Source organism: Pseudomonas sp. GW822-FHT03F04 (assembly GCF_058801405.1).
On record NZ_JBXANF010000004.1, the window covers coordinates 578,078 to 589,465 of the forward strand.

The 11,388-nt window shown below is 60.4% G+C and carries 11 protein-coding genes; 7 read left to right on the forward strand and 4 right to left on the reverse strand.

The annotated features are described in order from the left end of the window. Positions 1–40: 40 nt before the first annotated feature. Together AC1RMX_RS12360 and AC1RMX_RS12365 are read left to right on the forward strand one after the other, a co-directional pair. Complete coding sequence (locus AC1RMX_RS12360; RefSeq protein ID WP_085710524.1) at positions 41–481, forward strand: GlcG/HbpS family heme-binding protein; 441 nt, start codon at positions 41–43, stop codon at positions 479–481. A 95-nt stretch (positions 482–576) separates the two neighbouring features. Beyond that, positions 577–1,647, forward strand: a complete 1,071-nt coding sequence (locus AC1RMX_RS12365; RefSeq protein WP_493072045.1) for an alpha/beta hydrolase-fold protein — start codon at positions 577–579, stop codon at positions 1,645–1,647. An 81-nt stretch (positions 1,648–1,728) separates the two neighbouring features. Here AC1RMX_RS12365 and AC1RMX_RS12370 read toward each other — a convergent pair whose 3' ends face one another. Then, positions 1,729–2,334, reverse strand: a complete 606-nt coding sequence (locus tag AC1RMX_RS12370; protein WP_096822132.1) for a TetR/AcrR family transcriptional regulator — start codon at positions 2,332–2,334, stop codon at positions 1,729–1,731. Positions 2,335–2,468: 134 nt separating this feature from the next. Between AC1RMX_RS12370 and AC1RMX_RS12375 the strand changes: the two genes are divergently transcribed. Beyond that, entirely contained in the window at positions 2,469–3,383 is a 915-nt protein-coding gene (locus tag AC1RMX_RS12375) for a DUF808 domain-containing protein (RefSeq protein ID WP_493072047.1), read from the forward strand. 64 nt (positions 3,384–3,447) lie between these two features. Here AC1RMX_RS12375 and AC1RMX_RS12380 read toward each other — a convergent pair whose 3' ends face one another. Both AC1RMX_RS12380 and AC1RMX_RS12385 read right to left on the reverse strand, forming a co-directional pair. Continuing rightward, positions 3,448–4,236: an MlaA family lipoprotein gene (locus tag AC1RMX_RS12380; RefSeq protein WP_096822130.1), complete on the reverse strand. Its 789-nt coding sequence runs from the start codon at positions 4,234–4,236 to the stop codon at positions 3,448–3,450. After that, complete coding sequence (locus AC1RMX_RS12385) at positions 4,229–5,527, reverse strand: serine/threonine protein kinase (protein ID WP_493072049.1); 1,299 nt, start codon at positions 5,525–5,527, stop codon at positions 4,229–4,231. The genes AC1RMX_RS12380 and AC1RMX_RS12385 overlap by 8 nt, the downstream gene beginning before the upstream one ends. Before the next feature lie 223 nt (positions 5,528–5,750). Between AC1RMX_RS12385 and AC1RMX_RS12390 the strand changes: the two genes are divergently transcribed. Beyond that, the gene (locus tag AC1RMX_RS12390) at positions 5,751–6,122 is read left to right on the forward strand and encodes a hypothetical protein (protein ID WP_493072051.1); all 372 of its coding nucleotides are present in this window, start codon (positions 5,751–5,753) and stop codon (positions 6,120–6,122) included. 49 nt (positions 6,123–6,171) lie between these two features. Here AC1RMX_RS12390 and AC1RMX_RS12395 read toward each other — a convergent pair whose 3' ends face one another. Continuing rightward, entirely contained in the window at positions 6,172–7,767 is a 1,596-nt protein-coding gene (locus AC1RMX_RS12395; protein ID WP_493072053.1) for a glycoside hydrolase family 17 protein, read from the reverse strand. A 287-nt stretch (positions 7,768–8,054) separates the two neighbouring features. On the opposite strand from AC1RMX_RS12395, the gene AC1RMX_RS12400 reads away from it, so the two are divergent. The 3 genes from AC1RMX_RS12400 to AC1RMX_RS12410 all read left to right on the forward strand — a co-directional run bounded on the left by AC1RMX_RS12400 (position 8,055) and on the right by AC1RMX_RS12410 (position 11,103). Next, positions 8,055–8,906, forward strand: a complete 852-nt coding sequence (locus AC1RMX_RS12400; RefSeq protein WP_096822126.1) for a glycine betaine ABC transporter substrate-binding protein — start codon at positions 8,055–8,057, stop codon at positions 8,904–8,906. A 230-nt stretch (positions 8,907–9,136) separates the two neighbouring features. Then, on the forward strand, positions 9,137–9,448 hold the full coding sequence (locus tag AC1RMX_RS12405; protein ID WP_096822125.1) for a DUF485 domain-containing protein: 312 nt from the start codon (positions 9,137–9,139) through the stop codon (positions 9,446–9,448). Beyond that, the gene (locus AC1RMX_RS12410; protein WP_096822124.1) at positions 9,445–11,103 is read left to right on the forward strand and encodes a cation acetate symporter; all 1,659 of its coding nucleotides are present in this window, start codon (positions 9,445–9,447) and stop codon (positions 11,101–11,103) included. The genes AC1RMX_RS12405 and AC1RMX_RS12410 overlap by 4 nt, the downstream gene beginning before the upstream one ends. Positions 11,104–11,388 lie beyond the last annotated feature (285 nt).

The following is an 11,388-nucleotide window of genomic DNA, read 5'->3' on the forward strand; positions in this document are numbered from 1 at the left end:
AGCCCAACGGCTTTCCCAATAACAAAATGAGGACGGCACCATGAGCGCTTTAACCTTGAAAGTCGCAGTCAACCTGGTCAACGAAGCCATCAGCGCAGGGCGGGCGATCTCCGCCGCGCCGCTGACCATTGCAGTACTGGATACCGGCGGCCACCTGGTCACCTTGCAACGCGAAGACGGCGCCAGCCTGCTGCGCCCGAACATCGCCATCGGCAAAGCCTGGGGCGCCATCGCCCTGGGCAAGGGCTCGCGCCTGCTGGCGCTGGACGCGCAACAACGCCCGGCCTTCATCGCCGCGCTCAACAGCATGGGGCAGGGCAGCGTCGTGCCGGCACCGGGTGGTGTGTTGATTCGTGATCAGGCGGGGAACGTGCTGGGAGCGATCGGCATCAGCGGCGATCTGTCGGATGTCGATGAGCAAGTGGCGATCAAGGCTGTGGAGGCCCTGGATCTGCGGGCGGATGCGGGGGTGGCGGCCTGACGGGAACTGAATCACCCCGGTTGGTATTGAGGTGATGACGAATCGGGGTGGCGTCGATAGACTGCCGCCCCGTTTTTGTATCAAGGAAGATCAGCGTGAAGACGCTACTTGGCTTTTCTCTGGCCACGGCCATGACCCTCATCACTCCCTTTCTGCACGCCGCCGAACCGCTGGACGCCGAAGACATCGCGTTCCAGGCGCTGAGCCCGGTGGTTACCGCGCTGATCAATGCCGACGATGTTCCTGAATTGATGGCGCGGGCCGAGAAGCTCGAAGACACCGATACCTTGCAGGCCATTGCTGTTTATCTGGCGGCCACTCGTGAAGACCCCAAGCAGATGCTCGCGCCTTATCAGGTTGCCGCGCTGTTTGCCCGCCGTGGTGACGACAAACTGGCCTTGCGCTTCCTGCAAGAGGCTGACGATCGTGGCATGTGGTTCGGCCCATTGCTGGCCGGCGACGAGGATTTTTCCGACCTGCGCGAGACCGCCACCTACAAAGCCGTATTGGCCAGTGCGCAGCAGCGCTACAAGACCATCGCTCCCGGCAAGGTCGGCGCCATTTCAGTGCTCAACCCGTCGGCGGATATTCCCGCGCCCAAGGCGTGCCGTCCGGTGGTGGTCTGGCTGCACGGCTACGGTATCAACGGCGAGCTCGACGAGAGCTACCAACCACTCGCTGATACCGGGGCCATTATCCTTGGCATCAACGGTACCGAGATGATCAATGCGGTGGACAGCTTCCGCTGGATCGGCCCGGGCTTTGAAGGCACCCATCAGACGGTGCAGAACGGCTTGAAGCAATTGGAGGCGCAGCAATGCATCGATCGCAAGCACGTCTACCTGATGGGCTTCTCTCAAGGTTCACAACACGCGGGCGCCTTGCTGGCGCAACATCCGGATGACTACGCAGGTGCTCTGTTGCTGTCACCTGGCGGCCGACAGCCGACACCGACGGTGAGCAAGGCGCACGGCAAAAGGGTGTTTGTGATCAACGGCAAGATGGAAGGGTCGGGCAATCAGCAGATGGCCACTGACTTCCGCAAACTGTTCAGTGACGGCAACGAAGTCAAATCCCGTACCCATGAAGGCGGGCATTCCTTCCCGGACGACTGGAGCACCTCCTTGCCGCAAGCGCTGCGCTGGTTGATGGGTAGCGACGCCTGAAACAAAAAAATCGCAGGTCTGGCCACGTCTTCAGGACGCTTTGGCCAGGCCTGCGATTTTTTTTGCGTGTGTGTCGCGCTGTCAGTCCGGTTCGCAGCCCTTGAGGACCAATCGGATGATGGTTTGCGCCGCGGCTTCATAGTCGGCCTCGTCGAGCTTTTCCTTGCCGGTCACGGCGGAGATCTGCCAGTCGAAGTCGGCGTAGGTCTGGGTCGCGGCCCAGATGCTGAACATCAGGTGGTTGGGGTCGATCGGGGCGATCTGGCCGCGGTCGATCCAGCTCTGGATGCAGTCGATGTTGTGCTTGGCCTGGCTGTTCAGCTGCTCGACCAGGTCGGCGCTCAGGTGCGGGGCGCCGTGCATGATTTCGCTGGCGAACACCTTCGAGGCAAACGGCAGGTCGCGGGAGATGCGGATCTTCGAGCGGATGTAGCCGCTCAGCACTTCGCTCGGTACGCCGTCCGGGTTGAACGGAGTCGAGGCCTGCAGGATCGGCACGATGATGCTTTCCAGAACCTCGCGGTAGAGGTTTTCCTTGGACTTGAAGTAGTAGTAGACGTTGGGCTTGGGCAATCCCGCCTTGGCGGCGATGTCGCTGGTTTTGGTCGCAGCGAAGCCCTTGTCGGCGAACTCCTCACTGGCGGCACGCAGGATCAGTTCTTTGTTGCGCTCGCGGATTGTGCTCATAAACCCGGTGGTTCCTTGCCTGTACTGGCGGTTGCGCATGGTAGCACCGGCCTCGCGCGGCGCTCAACAATGCCCCGTGTGGTCTGCAGTCGCGGTATGCTGCGCGGCATTATTCACATAAGGAAACAAGATTCATGGCAGGAAGCAGTTTGCTGGTGCTGATCGACGACATCGCCACCGTTCTGGATGATGTGGCGTTGATGAGCAAAATGGCCGCCAAGAAGACCGCCGGGGTGCTCGGCGATGACTTGGCGCTCAATGCCCAGCAGGTCTCTGGCGTGCGCGCCGAGCGGGAAATTCCCGTGGTGTGGGCGGTGGCCAAGGGCTCGTTCGTCAACAAGCTGATCCTGGTGCCGTCGGCGCTGGCCATCAGTGCCTTTGTGCCGTGGCTGGTGACGCCGCTGTTGATGGTCGGCGGCGCGTATCTGTGCTTCGAGGGCTTCGAGAAACTCGCGCACCCGCTGCTGCACGGCAAGGACGAAGATCAGGCCGAGCATGCGCAGTTGACCGAAGCGGTGGCCGATCCTGCGACCGATCTGGTGGCCTACGAGAAGGACAAGATCAAAGGCGCAATCCGCACCGACTTCATCCTCTCGGCGGAAATCATTGCCATCACCCTCGGCACCGTGGCCGAGGCTTCGCTGACCCAGCAAGTGATCGTGATGTCGGGTATCGCCATCGTCATGACCGTGGGCGTTTATGGCCTGGTGGCCGGCATCGTCAAACTCGATGACCTCGGCCTGTGGCTGACCCAGAAACCTGGCGCTGCGGCGAAACTCATCGGCAACGCGATCCTGCGCGCTGCGCCTTACATGATGAAAGGCCTGTCGGTGATCGGCACGGCGGCGATGTTCCTGGTTGGCGGCGGCATCCTGACCCATGGCGTACCGGTGGTGCATCACTGGATCGAGAGCATAGGCGCAGCGGCGGGTAGCGTAGGGTTTGCAGTACCCGTGTTGCTCAATGGTGTGGCGGGGGTTGTCGCGGGTGCGGTGGTGCTGGCTGTTGTATCGGTCGTCGGCAAGCTCTGGAAAGCGCTGAAGGGCTGATCTTCTGCTCAATGAAAAAGGCCATTCGATTCGCATCGAATGGCCTTTTTTGTGGCTGCCGATTTTACTCGGCGATCTGCAGTTTGCGCGATTCGGTGTACACGTAGCGCACCTTCTCGTACTCGAACGGCGAGTTCATCTGACCGTAGCGGAAGTGGGTCTGATAGCGCTTGTCGACTGCACGCAGCGCCCAGATTTCCGGGTGGTTTTCGCTGACTTTCGACACGTTCAGGTAGTTGATCGCCGATTCGGCGGTGTAGTCCACGGCGAGGCCGGCGGTGTCGCGGATGTTCGACGGGCCGAGGATCGGCAGTACGAAGTAGGCGCCGCCCGGTACGCCGTAGAAGCCCAGGGTCTGGCCGAAGTCTTCGCTCTGGCGCGGCAGGCCCATGGCGGTGGCCGGGTCCCACAGGCCGGCGATGCCGATGGTGGTGTTGAGCAGCAGGCGCGCGGTGGTTTCCATCGAACGCTTGCCCTTGAACTGCAACAGGCTGTTGACCAGGTTCGGCACGTCGCCGAGGTTGTTGAAGAAGTTGCTCACGCCGGAGCGCACGAAACCGGGCGTGACGTAGCGATAGCCGTCGACTACCGGCAGGAACACCCATTGGTCGAAGCGGTAGTTGAAGTGGTAGACCCGACGGTTCCACGACTCCAATGGGTCATACACGTTCAGCGCGTTGAGCGTAGAGCGCTCGAACTCGCGCTGGTCCAGCCCCGGGTTGAACTTGAGTTTGGACAGCGGCTCCTTGAAGCCGTCACTGTCGACTACCACGGGTGCGTTGGCTTTGCTGTTGTCGGCCTGGGCCACGCCTGCACAGAGTAACGCTGCAAACAGCAGGAGATATTTAGCCACGGAAGAACTCCAGCATGGCGTCGCTGTTGACGCGGTAGTTAAGGTTGCCGCAATGGCCGCCCAGTGGATAAACCGTCAGGCGATCGCCGAAGGTCTTGCGCAGGAAACCGAGGTCGCCCGGGCCGAGGATCACGTCGTCGGCGTTGTGCATCACGGCGATTTTCGGGCTGTCGTGCAGGTAGTCCTTGAGGGCGTACAGGCTGACCTGATCGATCAGTTGCAGCAGGCTGCCGCCATCAGTGCGGGCGCGCCACATCGGGATCACCTGTTCGGTGAGGTAGCAGTCGAAGTCACATTGCAGCGCACGCTTGAGGAACGGCGTGAGGCTGGTGCCTTCGGTGATCGGGAATTTCGGCGGGGTGATCAGGCCGCGACGGTTGATCAGGTCCGAGGTGAAGGCAATGTCCGCCGCCGAGAAGCGGAACGAGGTGCCGATCAGCATCGCCATCTGCTCGTTGCTCAAGTGCTGCTTGGACTGTTGGAAGTCATAGAGCAGGGCATCGTTGAGATCGATGTAACCTTTCTGCTGGAAGTAACGGGTCAGCTTGCCCAGCACCAGTTCATAGAATGTGGTGCTGTTGTTGATGCCCTTGACCTCGGTCTGCACCAGCTTGTCGAGGTTGGTGACCGAGGTGTAGAGGTTGACCGGCGGGTTGAGCAGCAGGACTTTCTTGAAGTTGAAGCTGCGGCGGGTTTCGTCCAGGTGGGCGACGAATGCTGCGTCCAGCGCGCCGAGGCTGTAGCCGCTGAGGTAATAGTCGGTGACCGGCAGTTTCGGGTTCTGCGCACGCACGGCCTGCATCACCCGGTACATGTCTTCGGCGTCTTCCTTGGTCACGCCGGGGGTGGCGAAACGCGAGGCAGCGCTCATGAAGTCGAAACTGGTCGGGGAGGACAGCTGCACCACGTGGTAGCCGGCCTTGTAGTAGAGCTTTTTCAGGTATTCGTTGAGGGTGCTGTCATAGCGTGCGCCGGTGCCGGCGATCAGGAAGATCAGCGGGGCGGCCTTGTTCTGGGTGGCGATGCGATACGTCAGTTTTTTCACCGGCCAGAAATTGTCCGGCAGGATGAATTCGCGTTCCGGGCGCAGGGTGACGCTGCGGTCGGTCTGATTGATGTCGTCGTCCGACGGCAACTCCGGACGCAGGTCCGGCGGCGTGGTGGCGATGGTCGCTTCGAACGGGTTGGTCAGGGGATAGCCATAACTGGCGGCGTCGATATCCACCGCCAGCGCGGACGCACTCAGAATAAGGCCGCCCAGCAGGGCGACGAAGCGCAAGGATCGGAGCATGACTGAATCCCTTAAAGGAAGGTGCCGAATGAGGTTCGCAGGCTATGACCACTGGGTTTGCGCCAAAGTGCCACGCATCGGCACCAATCAGACGGAATTCGGGGTAATAGTAGCCGGACGATACACTTTGCACGGATTGAATGACCAGTTAAGAGTTGTTAGTTCTTGCACACGGCTGGCAGGCGATTAAGCTGGCCGCCGATTTCATCGTTTGGAGTGTTCCATGTCCCGCCGCTTGCCCGTGATTCTGCTGCTCGTTCTTTTGCCGTTATGGCTGGCCGCCAGTTATGGCGCGCGTTTTGGCTTCATGGAGGACGCGCAGTGGGTGGGCATCTGCGTGGATGAAGCGAGCCGTTGGGAATGCTCGGTGCGCTCGAGCCTGGGCCTGATGATTCATTTCCAGATGCTGGGCTGGGCGGCAATCGCGGCGGCGGTGATCGGCTTTATCGTGCCGGGTCGGGCAGGGTGGTGGCTGGCGGTGCTGGCGCTGGTGTTCGGGTTCCCGGCGCTGGCTTTGTACAACACCACGCTGGCGGTGTTTGCGGTGGTGATTGCCGGGTTGCGGCTGGTGCGGGAGTCGCGCGACGCCAGGTAGTCATGCATCGCGGGCTCACCCGCGATGCAGTACTTTCAGGTGCTGAAGGTCAGCCTTTGCGAACCCGCAGGCAGCGCCACAACGCCGCCACCATCAACACGCTGACCAGCGCCCAGCCCCAGGCCTGCTGATTCTGCAGACCTTCACGGTACAACTGCGGCGCAATACACGCACCTATGATGAAGGTCAGCAGGGCAATCTCCCGACGGGCTACCGGCACCGGGCGGCACAGGTAAACCAGTGCCGGCAGAATGAACGCCGCACTCGCAAAGCTGCGATAGCGTGGATCGAACACCATCTCCAGCGCCATCACCGCACCCGCGAAACCGACGGCAGCGACCAGCCAGCCGGCGTGTCGTTCGAAGGCGTTGAAGGCGCGCTCACGCCAGCCGTTGCGGGCGCTCAAGGTCAGCGCGGCGTGTGCCAGCACCAGCAAATTCAACGCAGTCAGCAAGCCGACCCACACCCATTCGCTGGCGAACCGCGTGGTCAGCCATGCCAGATTGCCCCAGGCGCCGATCGAGCACGCGGCGAGGGCGCCGAGCAATGGCAGCACCAACGCTGAGCGTGTGGTGCGAACCCGACCGCCAAGCATCAACGTGCCGACAAAGATCAGACCACCGAGCGCCAGCCAGCGCGACCAGTCAGGCACGTTCGACACCGGCCCGGCCAGTACGCCTTTGTCCTGACGATCGGCATCGAACAGTCCCCAGTAACCGCCGACCGCGCCTTCGCTGCCGCGCTTCCACGGCTGGTCGAAAGCTTCGATCAGGTTGTAATGCCAGCCCTGCTGTTCGGCGAGGGTGACAAAACCACGAATGAACTTGGCTTCGTTGACCCGGCTCGGCAACGCGGTCTCACGCTGACGACCTTCGCTCGGCCAACCGGTTTCGCCAATCATCACATCCTTGGGCGCGAACTTGTTGCCGAACACCTGGCGTACATCCGCCACGTGTTGCAAGGCGGCGTCGATGTTCGACGGATCGTCTTCCCAGTACGGCAGCAAGTGAATGGTCAGGAAATCCACCGCCGGCGCGACTTCCGGGTGCTTGAGCCAGAACTCCCAGACATCGGCGTAGGTCACTGGCTGCTTGATATGGCGCTTGACCTTGTTGATCAGCTTCGCCAATTGCGCCCCGGTGACCTCCTTGCGCAGCAACGCTTCGTTGCCGACGATCACCGCGCTGACCACATCCGGGTTGGCGTTGGCCGAGGCGATCAGCAGATCGACTTCTTTCTCGGTGTCCACCGGGTTGCTGTTGACCCAGGCGCCGATCATCAGCTTCAAACCATGCTTGCGCGCCAGATCAGGCAGGGCTTCGAGGCCGGTCATGGAATAGGTGCGGATGCATTCGAAGCGGGTGGCGAGCAGGGCGAGATCGGCGTCCATGCGCTCCGGGCGCAGTCGGAACGGTACGTCGAACGGCGACTGATCCTTGTCGAACGGGGTGTAGGAGGCGCACTGCAACTTGTGGGTCGGGGTGGCGACGTCCGGCAGGATCACCGGTTTGCCGAGGCCGTACCAGAAGCCGCAAAGCGCAAACAGGCCAAGCAGGCAGGCGAACAGATAAGGAAGAAAAGGGAAGCGGGAGGATGCGGACATGGTCAGGCCGAGTGGCTGCAAAGCGACGCATGTTACCTGCATTTATAGAGGGGTTGGTGGCCCGCATGATTTTGACATGCAAAGTTTGGGCGGATTGTCTGGCGCCAATTATTCAGGCGCAGTTAATGGCTTTCTGATGTCGTTTCTCGTTGCTTCGAGGTCGCTGGCAGAGCAGGTCGCTGAGTGCGTCAGGTTGATGATCGAACTCATCAGTACTCCGCTGATGTTCGAACGAGTTTGCGGTCAGGCGTGATGGGGGCGCTGTGCACCATAACAATACGTTGACGATGCCCGGCATCCGTCGGGCGCAGCATTTCGGGGAAGTAACGATGAAGATGCGACGACTTTTAGGCGCAGGTGCCGCTCTGGTGCTTGCGATGAGCTCCACTTTCGCCAGCGCTGAAAAACAGACCCTGAACATCGGTTACGTTGACGGCTGGTCCGACAGCGTGGCGACCACCCACGTGGCGGCCGAAGTGATCAAACAGAAACTCGGCTATGACGTGAAGCTCCAGGCCGTCGCTACCGGGATCATGTGGCAGGGTGTTGCCACCGGCAAACTCGACGCCATGCTGTCGGCCTGGCTGCCCGTGACTCATGGCGAATACTGGACGAAGAACAAGGATCTGGTCGTCGATTACGGCCCGAACTTCAAGGACGCGAAAATCGGCCTGATCGTGCCGGAGTACGTCAAAGCCAAGACCATTGAAGACCTGAAGACCGACGACAGCTTCAAGAAGCGCATCGTCGGCATCGACGCCGGTTCAGGCGTGATGCTCAAGACCGACCAGGCGATCAAGGATTACGACCTGACCGGCTATCAACTCAAGGCCAGTTCCGGCGCCGGCATGATTGCCGAGCTGACCCGTGCCGAGAAAAAGAACGAATCCATTGCCGTGACCGGTTGGGTGCCGCACTGGATGTTCGCCAAGTGGAAACTGCGCTTCCTCGACGACCCGAAAGGCGTGTATGGCGCAGCTGAAACCGTGAACAGCATCGGCAGCAAGGAACTGGCGACCAAGGCGCCGGAAGTGGCCAAGTTCCTGAAGAACTTCCAGTGGGCGTCGAAAGACGAAATCGGCGAAGTCATGCTGGCGATTCAGGACGGCGCCAAACCTGACGCAGCGGCCAAGGATTGGGTGGCCAAACACCCTGATCGCGTGGCTGACTGGACCAAGTAATATAAGTCGAAGCGTCTAGTCTGCGCTTCCCAGGGCCGCCCGGCGTCACAGCCGGGTGGCCTTTTTTATGGCGCTTCTTTTTATAGGGAAAGTGGGCCGTTTTCGGGTGGTCTGGAAATTGGCAAAAACGCCATGGCGTTCTACTACTAAGGTCGTCTGGAAGCCGGCTCGCAGCCGCATAGAGTGGCTATGTTCCAAAAATAAAAATCTGTGCTGCGAGGATAAAAACAATGAACGACAGCATTTACCTCTCTATTCAGAACAGCCCGCGCTTCAAGGAGCTGGTGAAAAAAAGGGAAAGGTTCGCCTGGATACTCTCGGCGATCATGCTAGGGCTCTACTCCGGATTCATCCTGCTGATCGCGTACGGGCCACAAGTGCTCGGGACCAAAATCAGTGCCGGTTCATCGATCACCTGGGGCATCCCCATCGGTGTCGGGCTGATTGTCTCGGCCTTCGTCCTGACCGGTATCTACGTACGCCGCGCGAATGGCGAGTTCGACGACCTGAACAATGCGATTCTCAAGGAGGCTCAGCAATGATCCGGCGTCTACTGGCTCTTTTGAGCATCGCAGCGTTCGCTCCAGCCGCCTGGGCCGCTGACGCCCTGACCGGCGAAGTCCACAAACAACCGCTCAACGTTTCCGCGATCGTCATGTTCGTGGTGTTCGTCGGCGCGACCCTGTGCATCACCTATTGGGCCTCCAAACGCAACAAGTCGGCTGCCGATTACTATGCGGCAGGCGGCAAAATCACCGGTTTTCAGAACGGTCTGGCGATTGCCGGTGACTACATGTCGGCGGCGTCCTTCCTGGGGATTTCCGCGCTGGTGTTCACTTCCGGCTACGACGGCCTGATCTACTCGATCGGCTTCCTGGTGGGCTGGCCGATCATTCTGTTCCTGATCGCCGAACGTCTGCGCAACCTGGGTAAATACACCTTTGCCGACGTGGCGTCCTACCGCCTCGGGCAAACCCAGATCCGCACGCTGTCGGCCTGCGGCTCGCTGGTGGTGGTGGCGTTCTACCTGATCGCGCAAATGGTCGGTGCCGGCAAGCTGATCCAGCTGCTGTTCGGTCTCGACTACCACGTTGCGGTGATTCTGGTCGGTATCCTGATGTGCCTGTACGTGCTGTTCGGCGGCATGCTGGCGACCACCTGGGTGCAGATCATCAAGGCCGTGCTGTTGCTGTCCGGTGCCTCGTTCATGGCGCTGATGGTGATGAAGCACGTCAACTTCGACTTCAACACCCTGTTCTCCGAAGCCATCAAGGTTCACGCCAAGGGCGAAGCGATCATGAGCCCCGGCGGTCTGGTGAAAGACCCGATCTCGGCGTTCTCCCTCGGTCTGGCACTGATGTTCGGTACCGCTGGCCTGCCACACATCCTGATGCGCTTCTTCACCGTGAGCGATGCGAAAGAAGCCCGTAAGAGTGTGCTGTACGCAACCGGTTTCATTGGCTACTTCTACATCCTGACCTTCATCATCGGCTTCGGCGCGATCCTGCTGGTCAGCACCAACCCGGCCTTTAAAGATGCAGCGGGCGCTCTGCTCGGCGGCAACAACATGGCGGCGGTGCACCTGGCCAACGCCGTGGGCGGCAGCATCTTCCTCGGCTTCATCTCGGCGGTGGCGTTTGCAACCATTCTGGCGGTAGTGGCGGGTCTGACCCTGGCCGGTGCTTCGGCGGTGTCTCACGACCTGTACGCCAGTGTGATCAAGAAAGGCAAAGCCAACGACAAGGATGAGATTCGCGTTTCGAAGATCACCACCATCGCACTGGGCATCCTGGCCATCGGCCTGGGCATCCTGTTCGAAAGCCAGAACATTGCGTTCATGGTCGGCCTGGCGTTCTCCATCGCGGCGAGCTGCAACTTCCCGGTGCTGCTGCTTTCGATGTACTGGAAGAAGCTGACCACTCGTGGCGCGATGATTGGCGGCTGGCTGGGTCTGGTGAGTGCGGTGGGGCTGATGATTCTTGGCCCGACCATCTGGGTGCAGATTCTGCATCACGAGAAGGCGATTTTCCCTTACGAGTATCCGGCGCTGTTTTCGATGATCATTGCGTTTATCGGGATCTGGTTCTTCTCGGTTACCGATAAATCGGCGGCGGCAGAGAATGAGCGTGCGCTGTTCTTCCCGCAGTTTGTGCGTTCGCAGACGGGGTTGGGGGCTAGTGGGGCGGTTTCGCACTGAGGCTTCCAGGTTGAATATGTAGGTTGAGTTGGATGGAAATGCCCTGGTCGAGAGATTGGGGCGTTTTTTTGTGGGCGGTTATCGGACTTTCTTTGGGGTGGTTTTGGTTTGTGTGTATATCCGTTGCTGCGGTAACGGCTACTTAGGGTTCCGCCCTTACGGCGGGTCACTTTTGGCAAACGCCCCAAAAGTAACCAAAAGGTCTCTACCCTGACGTACGGCCCTCGCTGTGGCTCGGGTTCCTTCGCTCCGGGATTGATCCGGGGGCATCGCCTACGGTTTGCT

Bases quoted from the DNA above. Each gene is read 5' to 3' on its own strand.
- AC1RMX_RS12360 (WP_085710524.1), top strand. From the start codon at position 41: ATGAGCGCTTTAACCTTGAAAGTCGCAGTCAACCTGGTCAACGAAGCC.
- AC1RMX_RS12370 (WP_096822132.1), bottom strand. From the start codon at position 2,334: ATGAGCACAATCCGCGAGCGCAACAAAGAACTGATCCTGCGTGCCGCC.
- AC1RMX_RS12375 (WP_493072047.1), top strand. From the start codon at position 2,469: ATGGCAGGAAGCAGTTTGCTGGTGCTGATCGACGACATCGCCACCGTT.
- AC1RMX_RS12385 (WP_493072049.1), bottom strand. From the start codon at position 5,527: ATGCTCCGATCCTTGCGCTTCGTCGCCCTGCTGGGCGGCCTTATTCTG.
- AC1RMX_RS12390 (WP_493072051.1), top strand. From the start codon at position 5,751: ATGTCCCGCCGCTTGCCCGTGATTCTGCTGCTCGTTCTTTTGCCGTTA.
- AC1RMX_RS12395 (WP_493072053.1), bottom strand. From the start codon at position 7,767: ATGCAGGTAACATGCGTCGCTTTGCAGCCACTCGGCCTGACCATGTCC.
- AC1RMX_RS12400 (WP_096822126.1), top strand. From the start codon at position 8,055: ATGAAGATGCGACGACTTTTAGGCGCAGGTGCCGCTCTGGTGCTTGCG.
- AC1RMX_RS12405 (WP_096822125.1), top strand. From the start codon at position 9,137: ATGAACGACAGCATTTACCTCTCTATTCAGAACAGCCCGCGCTTCAAG.
- AC1RMX_RS12410 (WP_096822124.1), top strand. From the start codon at position 9,445: ATGATCCGGCGTCTACTGGCTCTTTTGAGCATCGCAGCGTTCGCTCCA.